This window comes from Sphingobacterium kyonggiense, from assembly GCF_039536825.1.
GTDB classification, from domain to species: domain Bacteria; phylum Bacteroidota; class Bacteroidia; order Sphingobacteriales; family Sphingobacteriaceae; genus Sphingobacterium; species Sphingobacterium kyonggiense.
In genome coordinates, this window is record NZ_BAAAZI010000006.1 from 434279 (window position 1) to 455943 (window position 21665).

The window sequence follows — 21665 nt, forward strand, 5'->3', positions numbered from 1 at the left end:
TTTTATTTGATTAATTGATTGAACATCCAATGGTCCATGGATATGGTACCTGGTCCTAATAATAGTAAAAGTAGTAGACTGATGCTGTACATATAAGGGATATCTCGAGTGGCCAAATCATCTTTTCTATGGATAACAAAATAGCCAATTGTTGTGACCATTAATGCTGGTATTACCAATATGCGCGTAAATAAACCTGCTAACAAAAAGAATGGTAAATAGGCCATCGCTAATGCAGAGATAAAGTTATTGAGCTTTTGTGGTAATCCAAGTGGATTCGGCGTATCGTGATCTCCTTCGAGCTTTTTAAATCCGTGTACTCGGATGAGTTCTACCAATAATAATATGCGGAAGCCAAACATGACCCAATTATTAAAGTTAGAACCCAAGTCAGAATACAAGACAAAAATTAATAAATCGTTCACTGTATTTTAAATTAAAAGGAGAAACAAGAACAACCTAAAGTTCCCCAGAAAGATGTGTAATTCGTTACTGGAATATTACTTAAACGTGCTACGTTATGGTTATGGCCATGCACATTACAGCTACCAATACATGCGTGGATGAATTGGTTTTGTGCTTGAGCCATTGCTCTTGCTTTTGCCATATCTTTTCCATTTTTACCCTGAACAGATTCACCTAAGCTTAAATTGTTTGATCCTGGGTAATAACCATTGTATGATTTGGTTGGTGACCAATCTGGAAGAATAGGAAGTGGGGCAGGGGATTCGTTGGAGAAATCACCTTTAGCATATACGATTTTTCCATTGACAACAGTTAAATCAGCTTCGATTTGTTTGATTTCCTCTTGATCAACCTTAAAATAATCACGATCTAATACGGTAAGATCCGCTAATTGACCTACCTTTATTTCACCTTTTTTACCTTGTTCATTAGAGAACCATGAACTTCCTTTGGTATATAATCCTAATACGGTTTGGCGATCTAATATGGTTTCGTCTGAATAAATACGCTCGCCACCAACTGTTTTTCCTGTTGATAACCAATAGATTCCTATCCATGGATTGTAACTCGCTACACGTGTAGCATCAGTACCACCACCTACAGGAACATCCATTTGCAAGATTTTCTTCACCGGTGGTGTGTGTTCTGCAGCCTTAGCTCCGTAACGATCTACAAAATATTCTCCTTGATATGCCATTCTATGTTGAATTGCAATACCACCACCTAATGCTTTAACTCGCTCAATATTTCGCTCATCAATAGTTTCAGCATGGTCAAAAATCCAATGTAAACCATCAAATGGGATCTCTTTATTTACTTTTTCAAATACATTTAAAAAGCGGGTGATACTTTCATTGTATGTAGCGTGTAAACGGAATGGCCAACGGTTTTTTACTAATAATTGGACAACTTTCTCTAGTTCCTGTTCCATGGTCTCTGGAAGATCAGGTCTTGGTTGAAGGAAATCTTCAAAGTCAGCAGCTGAATAAACCAACATTTCTCCTGCACCATTGTGTCTGTACATGTCATCACCTTGGAACAATTCAACTTCTTTGATCCATTCATTGAAATCTTCATATTCTTCTTTCGGTTTTTGAGTGAATAAGTTGTAGGCAACACGTACGGTTAATTCATCGTTTTTATGTAATTCATCGATTACCTTATAATCATCAGGGTAGTTTTGAGAACCTCCTCCAGCATCAATTACACTGGTAATTCCGAAGCGATTCAATTCACGCATAAAATGCTTGGTGGAGTTCAATGCTTCCTCATAACTAAGTTTAGGACCTTTACCTAAAGTAGCATACAATATGGTTGCATTTGGTGTAGCAAGGATTAATCCTGTAGGATTTCCTTGTTCATCCTTTTGAATTTCACCACCTGGAGGATTCGGTGTGTTTTTGTCGTATCCAACTGCACGTAAAGCTGCTCCATTCATTAAAGCACGGTCATATAAGTGTAGGATAAAGACAGGAGTATCAGGAGCGATGGCATTAATCTCTTCTAAAGTTGGCATTCTACGTTCAGCAAATTGTTGTTCAGTCCATCCTCCAACTACTCGTACCCATTGTGGATGAGGAGTACGATCAACTTGTTCCTTAAGCATGCGAAGCGCATCGGCTAATGATGGTACACCATCCCAACGTAATTCCAGGTTATAATTCAATCCACCGCGGATTAAGTGCGTATGTGAGTCATTAATTCCAGGGATTGTAGTTTTTCCATGCAAATCAACGACTTTAGTTTTATCTTCAACATGTTGCATGACGGTCTTATCGTCAGCTACGGCAATAAATTTTCCATCCTTTATCGCTACAGCAGTAGCTTGAGGGTTTTCGGGATCTAGGGTGTTGATCTTTCCGTTGTAAAAAATAATGTCTGCTTTCATGATTGTGTCTTTTTGATATTAAAACTTATATTGAATGGTGCCTGATGCGGAAAAGTAATTCCTTCTTCCTGCTTCCTTTAGAAATGCTCCGGCAGTAAAATATGTCAGATCCGACCGGATGTATAACTTCTCATTTATCTGGTATTCAGGAATAAATTGCCATTGGCTTCCAATGCTTGAAGCCTCGATTTGACTTGCTGGAACAATAACTTGATTACTTACTGCATAGATACCATCTTGTAAACTGCTTCTCCAGAATTGCATATATTCTAAGGATAAACTCAATTTTTTACTTGCTTGAATACCTGTGTAGAGGTGATAATTTGTTAAGTTTCTTGGACCAAGCTCTGAGTTTAATCCAAAATAGGCACCCTTAGGATATACTGGATCAAAGGTGTTTAGTTTATTATCGGTAGAATCGTGGTCACCACTTATGTATTGGGCTTTGATACCAACAGTGGGTTTCAATGGGGCATCTTGCCATTGATAGCTTAAGTTTGCTGATACGGTAGAGCCTTGAATGTCCTTTTCTTCATCTGTTTTACCCATCTGACCTACGGCTTCAAAGTCATATTGAAAAGCGCCATCGTCTTTCCATATTCTTAATCCAAGCATGTGTTTGTTGGTCTTGTGAAAGTTTCGATCAAAATCCTCCTTGTCACGATGAATCCCAATGTAATATAGATCAGCATTGTGAATAATGGGAATTGCTTTTTGAACAGCATAAAGAGACCAAATGGTCTGGCTGTCATCTAGGAACGGGTCATTAAAGAAGCCTTTTTTTGCTTGTACATAAGTTCCTGCAAATGCATCTATACTGAAATGCTCTTTACTGAATTTGATTTTTGCTGCATCAAATGAATGCCTGTTATTAGGACCTTCTCTAACGGAGATTAACCGTTGTGATCCATAACTTAATTCTTGACGTCCCAATTTCAATTCCAATTGTGATTTATGAGTCTTTAATAAAGTACTGCTTATATAGGCTTGATGAAGATCCAGGATGTTTTCTTCAACAGGTGAAGTTGGTTCATTTAAACCATTTGCTAGTCCGCTTTGTAATTCTACAAATAAGCTGTGTTTGTTGGTGTAGTTAAGTTTTCCATTTAATAGAAAACGGGTTAATAGAAAATCCTGAGAATCTCCTTTAACCCATTCTCTATGGTCATAATGAAAGTACTGCACACGTACTTCTCCAGCAGTTTTTACTTTCCAAGGATTTGTTGATTGTCCATTTGCAAGGCTATCTTGTGCCAAGGCACTGTAAGAAACCAATAGGAAAGGTAAGCTCAGTAAAAGAAGGATAGTGTGATTTTTCATGTAATGTGATAAAAGAATATGACCAATTATAAATGATGTCTTTATTTATTAATGCTCTTTATGCAACATATGTTTTGCATAGTGAACACCTAATCCATAAGAACCACCACTTCTTTTGATAAGTTCGTTTACTGGATCATAAGTTTCTGATCTAGCCCAGTCACGTTGTAATTCTAATACGTATTGTACTGAAGTAATAGGAATTGCTCCTGCTTGAACCATACGTTGGACAGCCATGTTGTGTGCTTCTGCAGTAATGTCTCCACAGGCATCAGTTACAACATAAACCTCAAATCCTTCACCAATTGCTGATAAGGCTGGCATGGCAATACATACACTAGTCCATAGACCTGCTAAAACAATACGTTTTTTACCTGTAGCTTGTATAGCGTCATAAGCATTTTGATCTTCCCAAGTATTCATGGTTGTACGATCAATATAGTTATGGCTCGCTTGTGGGTAAACCTCTTCGATTTCTGGGAATACTGGACCTGAAAAAGTTTCTTCTGCTACGGTCGTTACGATAGTTGGAACATTGAAAATTTTTGATCCACCTGCTAAAATAGCTACGTGAGCACGTAGTTGCATCATAGGAATAGAATTCGTAGCGAAGGCCATTTGACCTTCATGATCGATTAGCACTAAAGCATGGTTGTCTGGAGTTAAAAGACTTGCTGCTGGGGTTGGAGTTTTCGCTGTCATGAGTTTTAATTTTTTTTAGTAAATAGAATTTGTTGTTAAGTAAGCATGCTATGTAAGTAAATGTCTAAACATTTATCTACACAACAAATCTATGTACTTAAAGTTTAGTGAAAATTGATTTATGTTAATAAATCAAGAGTTTTTGTTAAAACTTTAGTCTTTTTTAATCTTTTTTACTTGAATAGTGTTATTTATGACAGGTTTTGGTTAAAAAAGTAAATCTCTTTAGTCAGGAAGAAATCAAATATTAAAATTATTTATTGCTTAAATAACAGAATGAAATGTTTTGGAAAATTAAAAAAGGACCATAGCACTAGGGAAGGCCATGATCCTTTACTGGATAAGATCGGTTGTTCTAAAATATTATCTTGTCATTCTAATGGTGTATAGTTATTAAAGTTTGTGATTTGTTTTAGCTTCGTTTTTGATGTCTTTGATTTCAATTGCTTTAGAATCTTTAACGACTTTACCATTGATTAAGATTTCTAAACGAACGGACGCTGGTTTATCAACTTTGGTTTTGATGCTCAAAGTTTCACCTTTTTTAGGCGCTTTACGGATAATGGTCACAGATTTAGGTAATTTGTTTAAGTCTTTGGTAATGGTTGAATCTTTACCTTTAGAATCTGTAACGATTAGGGAAGTTAAAGCGATATTTGCCGTAGGTGAACTGATTCTGTATGTAACACTGCTTGCTTTTGGTTTAACTTCGTTTTTATTTTTGTCTTTACAAGACGCGGAAACAACTAATAATGCAATAGCTAAAGCTGTTTTTAAGTAAATTTTAGTTTTCATGTAATTATATTTAAAAATTAGTTTTAAAAAATTAAATCAAACAAGTTGCGCATAAATGTTTATCCTAATACGAAAATATTACACCCGCCGCTACAGCTATTTAATAGAAATATTAAAAAATATTCAAGTGCTTGATTGCAAACGATATAATCTTTCGTAATCGCGAAAACAATAGGTTTTTTTTGTACTTTTGCGCCTTGAAGCAAACTGATTCTATCGCTGTTTCTCCGTTTCTGGGGAAAAAGAGGAAAGTCCGGGCAACATAGAGCAACACGCTTCCTAACGGGAAGGATGCCCTTTAGGGTAGACAGCAAGTGCCACAGAGAATATACCGCCATCTTGATGGTAAGGGTGAAAACGTGAGGTAAGAGCTCACGGATTTGTATGGTGACATGCATTTCGGTAAACCTCGTGTGTTGAAAGACCAAATAGGTTGTAAGAGTCGAGAGCTGCTCGTTCTCTGCCTTCGGGCGCTTACAATGGGTAGGTTGATGGAGATTATGTGTGAATGTAATCCTAGATAAATGATAGAACACCTCGCAAGAGGGGACAGAACCCGGCTTATAAGGTTTGCTTCTTTTTACTTTATTTGTTAACTTATTGCCGCCTAATAATAGGAAAAGCTTATATGACAACTGTATTAATCATCGACGATGAAAGACCTATCCGAAGCTCTCTTCGCGATATATTAGAATATGAAGACTACAAAGTATTTGATGTTGATAACGGAGAAGATGGATTAAAAATCCTTAAAAAGGAGAAAATTGATCTTGTTCTTTGTGATATCAAGATGAACAAGATGGATGGAATGGAGGTTCTAACTACCGCTAAGGAGTTTTCCGATATCCCATTTATCATGATTTCTGGTCACGGAACTATTGAAACTGCTGTAGAAGCTGCCCGCAAGGGTGCTTTCGACTTCTTGGAAAAACCTTTGGACCTTAACCGTCTTCTTATTACGGTAAGAAACGCCCTGGAAAAAGGATCGCTTGTAAAAGAAACAAAAGTTTTAAAACGCAAATTCTCGAAAACTAAAGAGATCTTAGGTAGTTCTTCTGGTATTAGCCTGATAAAGGATACTATAGATAAAGTTGCTCCAACGGAAGCACGTGTTTTGATTACTGGAGCCAATGGTGCCGGTAAGGAACTTGTTGCTCGTTGGTTGCATGAGAAATCTACTAGGTCTTCTTCTCAATTGGTAGAAGTGAACTGTGCGGCGATTCCATCGGAATTGATCGAGTCTGAATTGTTTGGACATGAGAAAGGGTCATTTACTTCCGCTGTAAAACAACGGATCGGAAAATTTGAGCAAGCAAATAATGGAACATTATTCTTAGATGAGATCGGGGATATGAGCCTTTCTGCTCAAGCAAAAGTATTGCGTGCATTGCAAGAAAATAAAATTACCCGTGTTGGTGGAGAAAAGGAAATCGATGTTAATGTTCGTGTAATTGCAGCGACAAATAAAGATCTATTAAAAGAAATTGAAGATGGTAATTTCCGTATGGACTTATACCACCGTTTAAGTGTGATCTTGATTCATGTTCCTTCGCTTGCTGAACGTAAGGATGATATCCCAACCTTGGCAACTTCTTTCTGTGAGGAAATCTGTGCGGATTACAGCATGCCTGTTAAAGCTTTTACCCCAGATGCCATGAAGGCATTACAAGCTTTGCCATGGACTGGTAATATCCGCGAGCTAAGAAACATGATCGAGCGTTTGATTATCTTATGTGATAAGAAAATCACCGAAGATGATGTCAATACCTTTGCCAACCCAGGTGGACCAGTAACTCAAGCTACTAGCCTTGCAGGAAACTCATCCAATGCAAAGGACTTTGATATGGAACAATTTACTTCTTTCCAAGACTTCAAAGATTATTCAGAATGTGAATTCATCAAATATAAATTAGAGAAGAATAACTGGAATGTCTCTAAAACCGCTGATGATTTGGATATTCAAAGAAGCCATCTTTATAGCAAAATAGAAAAATACGGTCTTAAACGTGACCAAGAATAAAATACGCGAAAAGGCCTCCATTGGGAGGCCTTTTGTTTTAATAATCTTTAAGGATATTAATCGTTATATCTTCTCTTTTGACGACTATAAAGTATATAGATCACCACAATCAACAATATTACGCCTATCACCACAAAAACTGTAGGTGATGTTTCATCCATCTCTCCTGTGTGGTTCTCCTGAGCTAATACGGCTAAGGAAAATACTTGGAGCAATACGAGTATACTCCACTTTCTCATGATATTTAGTTTTTATAAGTTTATACTAACAATATACTAAAATTATACCACAAGCTTGTTTTTTGGGTAATTATTTTTGTTTATTGACTTAAACATTACGAAGACGGCAGATTTGGTCAGTATTTTCTCTAAAATTATTAATCATTAACCCAATTTTGTGTAGAATAGGTGTTTGGCCATATAAATTGATGAACAAAAAAAAGAGCATTGACCCGAAGATCATGCTCTTTTCATAAATTATACGAGTTTATTGTAAAAATTTTTACGCTAGGTTATAAAATCTCTGCTAAGAAATTACCTTTTTGATGAATCAAGTCTCGTTTATCAATAATTTCCTGAAGATTAATTGTTCCAATTACATATTTATGGTCATCGCTATAAAAACGTTCAGAGATATTGATGAATTCAACATTTTCTAATACATCTTCATCTTCATAACGCAAATAAACTTTCAATTCGTAATCTGTAGAGTAGCTTAATTCCTGCGCATCAAGATGCTTTTTGTATTCGTATTTATAGTCATAACGTAATGCTGCAATGTCAGACAATACCGCTGATCCAGTAGGGTGACCACCTGCTCCTTTACCATAAAAGAATTGCTCATCTGCAAAGGCTGCCTTGACAAGAACACCATTGTTCTCATTCTCTACATTATAAAGAATACTGTTATTGCTGATGAATTTTGGCAATACATACAATACGACCTGATTATTTGAGATCTCCTTTGCTAATGGAATTAATTTAATTTTATAATTCTTCTCACGAGCATAACGGATATCGGCATTGCCTAAGGTGTCAATTCCTAAGTTCAATATCTGATTTGGATCAATATATAGTCCATAAGCATGAGATGCTACAATGGCTAATTTGAATTTAGGGTCATAACCACCAACATCTAAAGTAGGGTCAGTTTCTGCGAATCCTAATTCTTGTGCTTTTTTCAATGCTGAATCATAACTTTGATTCTCATTGAAAATCTTGGATAAAATATAATTAGATGAACCATTGAAAATTCCGCTTACAGAATGTAATAGCTCATTGTCGTAATACTCTTCTAAATTTCGGATGATAGGAATACTACCGCATACAGCACCCTCATACAATAAGGAAGTACCATGTTGTTGTTGAATTTCTGTCAATTCTTCCAAATGTGTAGCAATCATTTTTTTGTTTGCTGATACGACATTTTTGCCAGAAGATAAAGCACGTTTTGTGATCTCAAATGCTGCGTCTGCATCATCAATTAATTCTACAACAGTATTGATCTCTGGGTCATCTAAAATTGCATTAGCATCTGTCGTGAACAATTCTGCAGCTAATGTTCTTTTTTTATCGGCATTCTTGATGACGAATTTCTTGATTTCTAAGTTAAGATTCTTTGTCTTGATGATATCGTATAACCCTTGTCCCACCACGCCAAATCCAAACATTCCGATGGTCAGTTTTTTACTCATTTTCTTGTATTAAATTTAATTGATCTGCTTTGCTATTATTTTTTTCTAAGAAGTTGCTAATTACTTGTGTTAAGGTTTTGGTCTCTATGAGGAAACCATCATGACCAAAAAAGGAATGCAATTCATAATATTCTGCATTCGGAATATTCTTGGCAATAAACTCTTGCTCTTGCGGCGGAAATAGGACATCTGAAGGGATTCCTACCACCAAAGTGTTAATACCCTCAATGCTGTGCAGAACCTCTTCTACAGCGCCTCTATTTCGTCCCAAATGGTGACTGTCCATAGCCTTTGTTAAGTAGTAATAACTTAAGGCATTGAAGCGTTTCACCAATTTATCCCCTTGATAGGCTTGATAAGAAGAAGCTTTATAGGAATCTGTTTTATCGTGATCTGATTCCACTTGAGTTACACCATAAGCATTATAGGTCCGGTAGGATAGGAGAGCCATGCTACGTGCAGCCTTCAAACCATTTTGACCAGCATCTAACTTCCGCTCAAAGAAGGTAGGATCTGCTGCCAATGCCAAACGTTGGCTTTCATTAAAGGCTATTCCCCATGGGGAAAAGAAGGCATTCGTGCCGATGGCTATGAGGTTGTTGATTTTAATCAATTTTGAAGCTGCCCATTCTAAAACCTGTTGACCACCTAACGATCCACCGATAAGCGTATTGATTTCTTGAATACCTAAATGATTTGCTAATAACTGATGCGCTTGAACCATATCGCGAATGGTTACTTGCGGAAAATCTAAATAATAAGGTTCACCTGTTTCTGGATTCGTTGTTAATGGATTTGTTGTTCCGTAATGTGAACCCAATACATTGGCGCATACAATGAAATAATCTTTATCATTAAAGAATTCATCCTCACCAAATAGACCTGGCCACCAATCGAAAACATCCGAATTGGCAGTTAGGGCATGACATACCCAAATGACATTCGATTTGTCTTCATTCAAGCGACCATAACTATGGTAAGCAATCTGCAGACTTGGTAATTTCTTCCCACTCTCCAATGGGAATTCCTGACCATATTCATAAACTTGTAAACTCATCCGTTCTATATTATGCTGACCTAAAAAGATCAAATAGGGAAAACCCTATTTAATCTTTTCAAATGCTTGTTCCAAATCAGCTTTAATATCATCGATATGTTCAATACCTACAGACAAACGCAACTGACCTGGGTAAACTCCTGCTTTCTTTTGATCCGCATCACTTAATTGTTGATGCGTCGTAGCTGCTGGGTGAATAATTAATGTCTTTGCATCACCAACATTGGCTAAATGGCTGATCAATTCTAAAGAATCAATGAACTCATTTGCTTTTTCCACGCCACCTTTCACGGTGAATGATAATACTGCACCATAACCGTTTTTCAGGTATTTCTGTGCATTCTGGTGGTATGGGTGATTTTTCAATCCTGGATAGCTTACTTTTTCCACTTGCGGATGAGCATCTAACCATTGAGCTATTTCTAAAGCATTATCCACATGACGTTGAACGCGTAGGGACAGAGTTTCTAAACCTTGAACCAATAACCATGAATTGAATGGTGAAATGGCAGGACCAAAGTCACGTAAGCCTTCTACACGAGCACGAATAATAAATTGTATATTTCCAAAAGGACCATTCTCACCAAATACATCCGAGAATACTAGTCCATGATAACCCTCAGAAGGCTCTGAGAATTGCTTGAACTTACCATTGCCCCAGTTGTAATTTCCACCATCAACGATTACTCCACCAATGCTTGTTCCATGACCACCGATCCATTTAGTAGCAGATTCAACCACGATGTTCGCTCCGTGCTCTAAAGGTTTGAATAAGTAACCGCCTGCACCAAATGTATTGTCAACGATCAATGGAAGATCATGTTTTTTGGCAACTGCAGCAATCTTTTCAAAATCAGGAATGTTATAACTTGGGTTACCAATAGTTTCAACATAGATTGCTTTGGTTTTATCGTCGATTAATGCTTCAATTTTATCGGCATCAGAATCTTCTGCGAAACGAGCTTCAATACCCAATCGCTTGAAAGAAACCTTGAATTGATTATAGGTACCACCATAAAGATTAGATCCAGCCACAAAGTTCTCTCCAGATTCCAAAATGTTTGTCAATGCAATGAATTGAGCTGCTTGACCTGAAGATACCGCCAATGCTGCAACACCACCTTCTAGAGCTGCAATGCGTTTTTCAAATGCATCTGTTGTCGGGTTCATGATACGTGTATAGATGTTTCCAAATTGCTTTAAGGCAAAAAGGTTGGCACCATGTTCCGCATTGTCGAAAACATAAGAAGTAGTCTGATATAATGGTAATGCTCTTGAACCAGTAGTAGGGTCTACTTCTTGTCCAGCATGAACTTGTAGTGTTTCGAATTTTAGGTTTTTATTTTCTGACATGATATGTGTAATTTTTAATGTGATAAAATGAATTGTTTTGCTAGCCTTTTCTGTCTTTGAGGGAGGTCGTCTTGATTGCTGATGTATACTGTTTTCCCAGGCCTATGTTTAGGGAAGGTCTGATACATGAGGACGACTAACGCATTCGCGCTTGACAGACTGCTAAGCAAATAAGGGAATTTGTGTTTCTTACCGTCGGCTTTGCGACAGCACACAATAAATTAGATCTTGAAATTGTAATTGTCATAGTCTATTTCATTTATATGCTCCTAAGCATTATTGCTTCGGACAGGAATTGGCACCTTTTCAATTTTCTTGAAGGTTGCCAGTGGGTCATAGAGCCAGTCTCTCGCCACTTCTTTATAAATCAAGACCATTCATTTGGAAGGTGTTGATTAGTGTACTACGATTGAAGTACGCCGCAAATATAATGTCCACAATCAATATTTGCAATCTTTTTTTCAAAAAAAGAAGAGCTCTCTATCGATTCTTGTTTGAAAAGATGTCGATAAAAAGCTCTTTTATAAGTAGTTATTTGTCTTTTGAGTTCTAAAAACCCGAACGCGTAGGCTCGCGCATTTCGACTATTTGATCAACGATATATCTTGAATTTCCACGCCAAGGGATAACACCCTTATATTCTTTGTAATGCAAATCGAAAATTTTACCACTGTTACGTGTTAGGATTTGATAGATGGAATCTGACTCAATGGAGAATTCAAATTCATTGTTCGATAATCCAGTACTGGCACTCTGCGTACGCAATCCCGTTTGTATCAACTTTCCCTCGTAGGTTTTAAACAAATTCCCTTTCTTTACCGCAAAATTCAACTCCCCGGTTTTTACACCATCTCCAAAAACAAAATAATACTTCCAATAGAATGCCCCTGCAAGTACGATTAGAACAATTAGAATTAACCAGCTAAAGAATTTCTTGATTTTTGAAGGTCCTTTCTCAGGCAGTTGGTTTGACTTTTCCATAGTGTTTTTTTGATTTCGTTTGCAAAAAGAATACCTAAAAATAAGAACTCCATTACATTATCTAACTATAAAGCGTATAATTTTTTGAATTGTAGATATTCATGTAGACGAATGTGTGAATTTATAGAAAAAGAAAAGGCCCCAGTATAGGGGCCTCTTATATATTAAGCAAGAATGCTCATTTCATCTTCGATGGCTTGTTTGGTCTTTTCCGACACAGGCACTAAAGGTAATCGAACTTGATCCGTTCCGTAGCCTTTCTTTTCTAAGATGTATTTTACGCCTGCTGGGTTTCCTTCAACAAAACAAAGATCAATTATTTTTAAAGTCTCCAAATGTATTTTTCTTGCTTCATCAAAATTTCCTTCACGGCAAAGATGGGCTAGGGCAGAAACTTTCTTCGGATAGGCATTTCCTAAAACAGAAATTATCCCTGCAGCACCCATGGCCATCATTGGCAAGGTGATGGGGTCATCTCCTGAAATCAAAAGAAAATCTTTTGGTTTATCACGTAGGATTTCACTGAACTGCGCAAAAGAACCAGAAGCCTCTTTTGTCGCAACAATGTTTTTAAAGTCCTTTGCTAAGCGGATAGTTGTTGCAGGGCTCATGTTGCTCCCTGTTCTACCAGGAACATTGTATAATATGATTGGTAAGGGCGATGCCTCTGCAATTGCTTTATAGTGTTGGTATATACCTTCTTGTGTCGGTTTGTTGTAATATGGAGAAACCGACAAGATCGCAACATAATCCAAAACGTCAAAGTTTTTGATCTGCTCTACGATTTCTTGCGTATGGTTGCCACCGATACCAGCAACTAATGGGATACGTTTATTAACATGCTTCGAAGTAAATGCCCAAACCTGCTTTCGCTCAGCTTGACTCAGGGTTGCAGTCTCTCCGGTTGTTCCTAGAGATACTAAATAATCCATTCCGCTCTCGATCTGAAAGTCGATTAAGCGCCCTAAGGTTCCGTAATCTACAGTACCATCTGCATTAAATGGCGTAACTAAAGCTACACCTGCTCCTTGAAGCTCATTCATCATTATATATTTTTGTATGCTATTTTCTATTTGTTAATCATCGCCAATAATTCGGATTCCGAAATTATTGGTACTTGTAATTTCTCTGCCTTCGCGAGTTTAGATGGTCCCATCTTATCACCTGCAACCAGGTAATTTAGTTTCGCGGATATTCCACTCAACATTTTTCCTCCGTGAGATTCTATCAATGCTGTTAACTCCTCACGCGAATAATCTGCAAATACCCCAGATATCAAGAAGGTCTTGCCTGCTAATCCGGTACCCGCTAAAACAACTTCTTTTTCTTCAATTTCAAACTGTAAACCTGCCGATTTAAGCTTTTCAATTTCCTCCCAATGTTCAGGAAGATTTAAATATTCATGTATACTTTCAGCGATTCGTTGCCCTATGTCTGGAACTGTTAAGATGTCTAAAGCTGTTGCAGATTTTATGGCGTCGATATTTTTAAAATGCTGTGCTAATTTTTTTGCCACCGTTTCACCTATATGACGAATGCCTAAACCAAATAGAACTTTCTCAAAAGGCTTTTCCTTAGACAGTTCAATGCCTTTTAGCATATTGTCGATGGACTTCTGTCCAAATCGTTCAATGCCCACCAATTCATCAGAACGATCTTTTAGGCTATATAAATCGGATATTTTACGGATCAATCCTAAACGAAAAAATGTTTCTATCGTTTCATCGCCCAGACCTTGAACATCCATCATTTTACGTCCAATAAAGTGCTGTAATTTTCCAACAATCTGTGGCCTACAGCCAGCGTCATTTGGACAGTAATGAACAGCTTCGCCTTCCTCACGTATGAGGGCAGTGCCACATTCCGGACAATTGCTCGGATATACGATAGCTACTGCATCAGCCGGTCTCTTTTCGATATTGGCAGCAATAATCTTCGGTATGATTTCTCCACCTTTCTCTACAAAGACCGTATCGCCTTCATGCAAATCCAGTCTAGCTATTTCATTCGCATTATGCAATGAAGCACGTTTAACGGTCGTCCCTGCCAAAAGAACCGGTTTCAAGTTGGCAACAGGAGTTACTGCACCTGTACGACCGACTTGATAACTAATACGCTCTAATATTGTCTCGACACGTTCAGCCTTAAATTTATAAGATATTGCCCAACGAGGTGACTTGGCCGTGAAGCCTAATTCCTCTTGTTGTGCAAAGTCATTTACTTTAATCACTATACCATCAATCTCATACGATAAGTTATGTCTTGCCTCATCCCAATAGTGGATAAAATTCAATACCTCATCAATGGAGTTACAAAGCTTCGTATGTTCACAAACTGGGAAGCCCCAGGATTTAACAGATTCTATACTATGCCAGTGATCATGGAATTGTTTATTCCTATTATCACAATACAGGAAATATAAAAAGCAATCTAAAGGACGCTTAGCTACTTCACCAGAATCTTGTAGTTTAATGGTTCCAGAGGCAAAGTTTCTTGGGTTTGCATAGGTCTGCTCACCATTTTCCTCTCGCTCTTTATTTAAACGTAGGAAAGCTGATTTATGCATGAAAATCTCACCACGAATCTCGAAATTCTCCGGATAGTCACCATTTTTCAGTTGATGCGGTATGCTGCGGATGGTCTTTACATTATTTGTTACTTCATCACCTTGGGTTCCATCCCCACGGGTGACTGCTTGAGCAAGTTTCCCATCTTGATAGGTAATGGAAATAGAGAGTCCGTCGAATTTTAATTCTACGACATACTGAACTTGATCGCCAATGACCTTGCGAACGCGAGAATCGAAATCTTTCAGTTCCTGCTCATTATAGGTGTTGCCCAAAGACATCATTGGCCAACGATGTTTTACCGTATTGAAACGTTGGGTAATATCTCCACCAACTTTTAAAGTAGGGGAGTTAGGGTCACGAAATTCAGGGTATTTGGCCTCAAGAGCCTCCAAATCTTTTAATTTATGGTCAAAATCATAGTCCGATATGGAAGGTTGAGCGAGAACATAATACTGGTAGTTGTAATCGTTCAGTTCTTGAGTGAGCGCTTCTATTTTCGCTTGAATATCTATTGCCATAGACCACGAAATTACAAAATATTCTAGGGCAAAAATAATTTTAAGGAAGGTTTTGTGCAATCATGCAAAGTATTGCAAGTCCTTCGGAAAACAGAATAAACAGAATGTTCAGGAAGAATAGACTTAATGAAAATTATTTTCATCAAGTTCACTGTATTTATGGATTTTATTCACATAATAATCCCAAATAATGGAGTTCTTATATTGTCCTTTGTTATTGTATTTTTTAGGATACTTGGTTCTCTTTCTTGCGTTCCTAAAAAAGTTTCGGAAGAAATACTGATGTGCCCGACTAACTGCCCAAGCGTCTTTTCGCTTACCATCCACTAAAAACTTAATGAGTGCAAATAAATCCCACCACAATCGCATGGCTAAACGCCAGATCGCTTGTCCCAAGGGCAAGTTCTTTTGCATCATGACCATATTGTTTCTAAAGTTCAAATAAGTTTTTTGCGGATTAGAGGTGTTTAAAGTACCGCCGCCTACATGGTATATGAGGGAATTTGGACAATAGCCAATTTTATAACCCATTCTTTTGAGGCGCCAACACAGATCAATCTCTTCGAAATGCGCAAAGAAATCCGCATCAAAACCATTTGCTTCGCGCCATGCGTGCGCTTTAATGAATAATGCAGCACCTGTTGCCCAGAAGACTTCGATCGGATCATTGTACTGCCCCTCATCTTTTTCCACCTTATCTAAGATTCTTCCGCGACAAAAAGGAAATCCAAAATAGTCGATGAAACCACCTGCGGCTCCGGCATGTTCAAAATGCCCCTTTTGATGATAGGATTGTATTTTTGGCTGGCAGGCAACTAAAAGCGGATCACTTTCCAATTGTTTAATAACTGGCTCAATCCAATTTTCCGTTACTTCAACATCCGAGTTTAAGAGTACGAAATAATCTGCATCTACTTTTTCAAGAATTGCATTATAACCACCTGCAAAACCCAAGTTCTCTGTGTTTTCCAAGATCGTGAACTTCGGGAAATTTTGACGTACATAGGCCAAAGAGTCATCCGTAGAGGCGTTGTCCCCTATAATAAATTCAATATTCGGATAGGTGCTGTTGAATACAGAAGGTAAAAATTTTTCTAGGAAAAATTTACCATTCCAATTTAGTATTACAACGGCGACTTTTGGGTATGCTGTCATTTAATTCCTTCTTTTACGTTTCCATCTGCGGTGTGACCAAAGCCAATATGCCGGCTCTTCTCTTATTATTTGTTCCGTAAATTGGTTCTGAATATGTGTGATCTCATGTTCAGGGTATGCATCTGGATTTTCTACTAAGGTGGTGAATTTACAAAAATAATATCCTCTTTTTGCTTTTCGTCTTATTTCACAATAAATCACTGGATTTTTTGTCAATCGAGCTATTCGTTCGGTGCCTGTAAACACAAGGGTCTCCTGGTTCAAAAACTCCATGAAATAGTCTGAATCCTGATAGGTCGGTGTCTGATCGGAAACAAACATGCTGATATGCGGCTGATTCTTCAGCTTCACAATATGACGGAGAATTTGTTTCATAGGAACCATAGTCGCTCCAAATCGCGTTCTGATCTTATTGTGGACCGTATTGAAGACTTTGTTGTTCAGTGGTTTATAGATAATCAACTCTGGAGTATCCATCATTAAGGATAGGCTATGTATGGCCAATTCCCAATTGCAATAATGGGCTGTTACGCCAATAACAGATTTACCAGCGTTTATATGTCGATATACTTCCTCCGGATTGAGCAATTCTATTCTTTCACGAACTTCTTTGGCAGTAATACTAGCCATCTTAATGGATTCTACCAGAAGATCAGGAAAATAACGATAGAATTTCTTTGCAATGGCATGAATTTCATCTTCGTTCTTTTCTGGGAAAGAATTTCGCAAGTTCTCATACACAACTCGCTTGCGATAACCGAAAATCTTGAATATCAGTAGGTATAAAAAATCAGAGATCAGGTAAAGACACCAAAATGGAAGGAGAGAGAGTATATAAATTAAACCATAAACGAGCTTTTCCTTCATTCTTATTGTATTCTTCTTTACAAATATCCCTAAATAAAGTTATTTTTGCGAACATTTTAAAGTGATAATTGATATATGTCGCAAGATCTGTTACTTCCGGTTTTATATTTACCTAATATTTCCTATTTCAAAACCATAAAGGATTGGGAGGGAGATATTTTATTGGAACGATTTGAGAATTTTCCGAAGCAGACCTTTCGCACACGTACGCAGATCGCTACAGCAAATGGGATTTTAGAATTGATCATCCCGATTGTTCATGGCAAAAAGGAACGTGTAGCAATTAAAGATATCCGTATCAATTACGACCATCCTTGGCAACGTCTTCATTGGTTGAGTTTGCAAACCGCATATCGCAGTTCTGCTTATTTTGAATTTTATGAAGATGATCTAGCACCCTTCTATGAAAAGAAATATGAGTTTCTTATGGATTTCCATGTAGAGCAACTGCAGACTCTTCTTAAATTGCTAAAAATCAAAAAGGAAATTCATTTTACAGATGCCTATAAGCGTGAAACGCCACAAGAAATCGATTACCGTTCTGCTATTCACCCGAAGTTAAAAAGCTTACTGGAGGAACCACAGGCTTATTATCAATTATTCTCCGATAAAAATGGTTTTCAACCTGATTTAAGTGTGATTGATCTTTTGTTTAGCCAGGGTCCACAAGCCAAGAAATTTTTATAGATTAGGCTTTTCAAACATTATACTCGACTTTATTGTTTATAGGTAAAATTACACTGCATGAAGCGACTCTTTTTATGCCTAATCTGTCTATGCTTGGGTTTTGCTGCTATGGCCCAAAGGGGGGCGGATACTATTCATTACCGTAAGGTTTACTACTTTGGTGGTACAGGTCTTTCTATTCCATTAGGTAAGACTAAAAATGCTTTGACTACCAAGTTTTTCACTGGAAGCATGGGCTTGGATATTTCGCTGAAAAATCCAAAGTATTACCTTTTACCAACCTTGTATATGATGAGTTTTGGTTATGATGAAATTGAAAAGGACCCAGCCTATAACCGCCAATTAACAAACGGTCGTGCTACGATGTACACCTTAAGTTTAGCTGGTGGTATTCGTAGACAGATGAATCGACTGAATACCTATGCTTATGCAGGGCCAGGGGCGGCATTGAATTCAGAGCCAAGAGCAAATGATAATGCACAAACGCAGGCTGTGGATATTGAATATAAGTATAGCATCTCTCCAGCATTCAAATTAGGGATAGGATCAGATTATAAATTCAAAGGCTTCTTCCTAGGATTTGAAATAGGCTATATGCGGAACTTCAAGAAAATCCAAGGAAATCCAGTGCACGTGATGACCATGATGGTTGGTCTAAAATCAGATATTACGAAGATTAGTGATAAAGTTGTTGATGTAATTTCAGGAAATTAATAAAATTATCTTGCTGATTATTAATTGATTATGTTTTTAAATCTAAACTTTTTATATTTTTTTAATAATTCAGATAATATTCATGAAATATTGTCGTTTTCAATACAACTAGATAAATAGAAATATTTAGGTTAATAATTGGTTTGGTAAATACCTGGAGTTCTCCGCTTCAGGTATTTTTTTTGTCTTATCTCAAGAATCACCGGTTAAATTGTTTTGTTTTTTTCCTTTTTCCTTTCCACTTTTTCTTTTTTCCTTTCCACTTTCTGTTGTCTTTTGTCTGTAGTCTCATCGTCTCTCCTAGGGGTTTTCTTCGAGACTCCTTCGGATCTCCTTCGGAACTCCTTCGGATCTTGTTCGGATCTCGTTCGGTTAGAAGCGAACGAGATCCGAAGATTATCCCTACCAGATCCAAGGAAATTCCCTAAGCGTATCAAAGCAAATACAAGTAATACCCTAAGTTGATATTTAGGATGATCAGCCCAAAATCAGTGATTAGAAAATAAATTTCAGAAAAAGGATACTAAAAGGAAATAGCAGGCGTTTTAGATAGTAAATTCATAATTTCATAATTTAGGTTAATAATTGGTTTGGAAAAACACCTGAGGTTCCCCACTTCAGGTATTTTTATTTTTATATTCTGCCTTTCATGTGCCGTATGGGCATGCACTGAGTTGCTGATAAGCAGAAAATTCGCCAAGCATATTTAACCAATTCTTACTGGATAGTTTCATTCTTGCAGCAAGAATTTAAAAATTCTTCTTCTTGTAGCAGACATGCTGCTTTATACGTTTTAAATTGACTAATTGTAAATATATTTTCTAAAACAAAAATTATTACGGTATATTTTCCGCTTCTTTGTTATAATAATTAATAATCTTTGTTTGTTTATCAATTTTAAGCTTGATGTCTGCTGAAAACAATACCGATTCAAATTTAATAGACCTTATCCGAGAAGATCATATTGAGGCTTTTCATGCACTCTACAATCGCTATAAGGCAGCATTATTAGTATTCGCTGCACAAAGAGTAGATAAACTAATTGCTGAAGATTTGGTCCATGATGTCTTCATGGGGATGTGGAGAAACAGGAACCAGTTGGTTATTGCGGATGAAATTTCAGGTTATTTGTTTAAGGCTATGCGGAACCGCATAATTGATCATATGGCACGAGATACGCATGCCAAAAAGTACCTGGATTCCTTAGAAGAATATTCTTACAGTTTTTCTTTAACAGACGCTAAGATCCGTGAAGATAACTTTATGGAGCGCTTAGAGGATTTATTGAAACGCTATGGTCCGCAATATCAAAAAATTGTTCATATGCGCATGCAAGGATATTCCAATAAGGAAATAGCGGAGGCATTGGGATTGTCGGAGAAAACCATTCGAAATCAAACCTGGATGTTGATGAAGTATTTACGTTCAAAAATCTGTCAAGCCTTGTTATTCTTATTTTTTTAAGGACATGGCAGTAAATGAGCCGTTTATAAAAGAAGTGTGACGATCTCAAAAACGAATTAGACCAATATGAACTTTGATAAAACGATCCTTTACAGGTATACACGTGGTCAATGTACCACATACGAAAAATTACTCGTGGAATCGTGGATAGACCAATATAAGCTTCATGACGAATTACATCCGCAAGAAATGTTAGATATGCTGGATTCCTTGGATATAAAGGTTATTCAAGGACCTAAGGTTCGACAATTCAACTGGAAACTTATCTCTATAGCGGCAAGTATTTTGTTAATAGTTGGTTTCACCTTTTATTTTATTAATAATAATCGAAAGTCAAATCATGTACTTGCGCAATTAGCTAAATATAAGACGCCAGATACGGGCAATGCCGTATTGGTCTTAGAAAATGATCAAGAATATAATTTGGATAGTCTTTTACAAGGGGATACCTTGTTCAGTAAGGATTATTTAGTGACTAGGTTAGCAGGGGGCGAGTTGCAATACATTTTGCATGATCCTCAAGCGGAGTCAGTGATGAATACTGTCCGAACAAGACAAGGGGGAATGGTCGGTTTGGTCCTTTCTGATGGAACCAAACTCTGGTTGAATGCCAATTCGGAAATTACCTATCCAATTCGATTTAAGGAGAACCTGCGAGAGGTTAAATTAAAAGGAGAAGGGTATTTCGAAGTGGCCCAAAGTTCTTATAAAAATCATCGAGTTCCTTTTTATGTCCGTGGAGATCGAGAGACGATCTCTGTATTAGGAACAAAATTTAATGTGAATTATAATAAAAAAGCAGAAACTTTCCTGTTGGAAGGGAGAGTTGCCATTGCAAAAGGAGGCCCTGATAGTGAAGTGGAGGACCTTGATTTTAACATTGAACTTGATGCCAATCAGGTTTATGCAAATAATAAAATTCAACGTACTATGGATGTATCGCGATATATCGACTGGAAGGATGGTTTCTTTTACTTAAATGAACAACCTCTAGGCCGAATAGTAGATAAACTATCCTCTTGGTATGGTTTAACTATTGAAGTGGATCCTTCCATTCGTGAAAATGTCTTATTTGGACGGATTAGTCGAAAGAAAAATTTGAAGGAAGTATTGGAGGTTTTATCGGCTGCAATACCGATGGGTTTTCAATACAATCAACACAAACTTTACCTCAAGAAAGCTGAGTTTTAAATTAATAAAATTGTTTTAGCAGTATTTTATTAAGTTTTTTTACTAATCGAAAAAATATTTCACATTTTTCAAGGACATACCAAACTTAAGTCCGTTTTCCTTTAAAAGCTATCCGTTCAAGATTACATTCTTACGCTAAATAGATTGCACTATCGATTGATAACCCTGATCAAGTTTTTCTATCGATTTAGTGAAGTCCAATTTTCTTAGAATCTAAACCTTGAA

Annotated in this window: 19 protein-coding genes, 1 other RNA gene and 1 riboswitch; of the genes, 6 read left to right on the top strand and 14 right to left on the bottom strand. The window is 37.1% G+C overall.

The features are described 5' to 3' along the window. Positions 1-2: 2 nt before the first annotated feature. The 5 genes from ABD676_RS06775 to ABD676_RS06795 all read right to left on the bottom strand — a co-directional run bounded on the left by ABD676_RS06775 (position 3) and on the right by ABD676_RS06795 (position 5170). Complete coding sequence (locus tag ABD676_RS06775; protein ID WP_344673840.1) at positions 3-425, bottom strand: DoxX family protein; 423 nt, start codon at positions 423-425, stop codon at positions 3-5. Between the two features lie 11 nt (positions 426-436). Further along, positions 437-2353, bottom strand: coding sequence for an amidohydrolase (locus tag ABD676_RS06780; RefSeq protein ID WP_344673841.1), 1917 nt, complete (start codon positions 2351-2353; stop codon positions 437-439). An 18-nt stretch (positions 2354-2371) separates the two neighbouring features. Next, positions 2372-3673 (bottom strand): alginate export family protein, encoded by a 1302-nt coding sequence (locus ABD676_RS06785; RefSeq protein WP_344673842.1) that lies wholly within the window; start codon positions 3671-3673, stop codon positions 2372-2374. A 48-nt stretch (positions 3674-3721) separates the two neighbouring features. Continuing rightward, positions 3722-4375, bottom strand: coding sequence for a hydrolase (locus ABD676_RS06790; protein ID WP_344673843.1), 654 nt, complete (start codon positions 4373-4375; stop codon positions 3722-3724). A gap of 393 nt (positions 4376-4768) precedes the next feature. Next, positions 4769-5170 carry a hypothetical protein gene (locus ABD676_RS06795; RefSeq protein ID WP_344673844.1) on the bottom strand — a complete coding sequence of 134 codons (402 nt, stop codon included), beginning with the start codon at positions 5168-5170 and terminating at the stop codon, positions 4769-4771. A 200-nt stretch (positions 5171-5370) separates the two neighbouring features. Between ABD676_RS06795 and rnpB the strand changes: the two genes are divergently transcribed. Further along, positions 5371-5750, top strand: an RNA gene (gene rnpB, locus ABD676_RS06800) — RNase P RNA component class A. 48 nt (positions 5751-5798) lie between these two features. Continuing rightward, a complete protein-coding gene (locus ABD676_RS06805; RefSeq protein WP_344673845.1) occupies positions 5799-7190 on the top strand; it encodes a sigma-54-dependent transcriptional regulator in 1392 nt (463 codons plus the stop codon). Positions 7191-7246: 56 nt separating this feature from the next. Here ABD676_RS06805 and ABD676_RS06810 read toward each other — a convergent pair whose 3' ends face one another. The 9 genes from ABD676_RS06810 to ABD676_RS06850 form a co-directional block, all read right to left on the bottom strand. Beyond that, positions 7247-7429 (bottom strand): hypothetical protein, encoded by a 183-nt coding sequence (locus ABD676_RS06810; protein ID WP_344673846.1) that lies wholly within the window; start codon positions 7427-7429, stop codon positions 7247-7249. Positions 7430-7701: 272 nt separating this feature from the next. Continuing rightward, positions 7702-8883 carry a homoserine dehydrogenase gene (locus tag ABD676_RS06815; RefSeq protein WP_344673847.1) on the bottom strand — a complete coding sequence of 394 codons (1182 nt, stop codon included), beginning with the start codon at positions 8881-8883 and terminating at the stop codon, positions 7702-7704. Beyond that, entirely contained in the window at positions 8876-9940 is a 1065-nt protein-coding gene (locus ABD676_RS06820) for a homoserine O-acetyltransferase family protein (protein WP_344673848.1), read from the bottom strand. The genes ABD676_RS06815 and ABD676_RS06820 overlap by 8 nt, the downstream gene beginning before the upstream one ends. Positions 9941-9985: 45 nt before the next feature. After that, positions 9986-11293, bottom strand: coding sequence for an O-acetylhomoserine aminocarboxypropyltransferase/cysteine synthase family protein (locus tag ABD676_RS06825; protein WP_344673849.1), 1308 nt, complete (start codon positions 11291-11293; stop codon positions 9986-9988). A 256-nt stretch (positions 11294-11549) separates the two neighbouring features. Then, positions 11550-11662, bottom strand: a riboswitch (SAM riboswitch). Between the two features lie 180 nt (positions 11663-11842). After that, positions 11843-12274 (bottom strand): hypothetical protein, encoded by a 432-nt coding sequence (locus ABD676_RS06830; RefSeq protein WP_344673850.1) that lies wholly within the window; start codon positions 12272-12274, stop codon positions 11843-11845. Positions 12275-12438: 164 nt separating this feature from the next. After that, positions 12439-13317, bottom strand: a complete 879-nt coding sequence (gene dapA / locus ABD676_RS06835) for a 4-hydroxy-tetrahydrodipicolinate synthase (protein ID WP_344674311.1) — start codon at positions 13315-13317, stop codon at positions 12439-12441. Between the two features lie 26 nt (positions 13318-13343). After that, complete coding sequence (gene ligA, locus ABD676_RS06840) at positions 13344-15362, bottom strand: NAD-dependent DNA ligase LigA (RefSeq protein ID WP_344673851.1); 2019 nt, start codon at positions 15360-15362, stop codon at positions 13344-13346. A 123-nt stretch (positions 15363-15485) separates the two neighbouring features. After that, positions 15486-16517, bottom strand: coding sequence for a glycosyltransferase family 2 protein (locus tag ABD676_RS06845; protein ID WP_344673852.1), 1032 nt, complete (start codon positions 16515-16517; stop codon positions 15486-15488). Then, positions 16518-17384 (bottom strand): lysophospholipid acyltransferase family protein, encoded by an 867-nt coding sequence (locus tag ABD676_RS06850; protein WP_344673853.1) that lies wholly within the window; start codon positions 17382-17384, stop codon positions 16518-16520. 75 nt (positions 17385-17459) lie between these two features. On the opposite strand from ABD676_RS06850, the gene ABD676_RS06855 reads away from it, so the two are divergent. The 4 genes from ABD676_RS06855 (at position 17460) to ABD676_RS06870 (ending at position 21440) form a co-directional block, all read left to right on the top strand. Beyond that, positions 17460-18071 (top strand): WbqC family protein, encoded by a 612-nt coding sequence (locus tag ABD676_RS06855; protein WP_344673854.1) that lies wholly within the window; start codon positions 17460-17462, stop codon positions 18069-18071. 57 nt (positions 18072-18128) lie between these two features. Continuing rightward, a complete protein-coding gene (locus tag ABD676_RS06860) occupies positions 18129-18785 on the top strand; it encodes a hypothetical protein (protein WP_344673855.1) in 657 nt (218 codons plus the stop codon). 906 nt (positions 18786-19691) lie between these two features. Continuing rightward, the gene (locus tag ABD676_RS06865) at positions 19692-20249 is read left to right on the top strand and encodes an RNA polymerase sigma factor (protein WP_344673856.1); all 558 of its coding nucleotides are present in this window, start codon (positions 19692-19694) and stop codon (positions 20247-20249) included. Positions 20250-20315: 66 nt separating this feature from the next. Further along, positions 20316-21440 carry a FecR family protein gene (locus ABD676_RS06870; RefSeq protein WP_344673857.1) on the top strand — a complete coding sequence of 375 codons (1125 nt, stop codon included), beginning with the start codon at positions 20316-20318 and terminating at the stop codon, positions 21438-21440. Positions 21441-21665 lie beyond the last annotated feature (225 nt).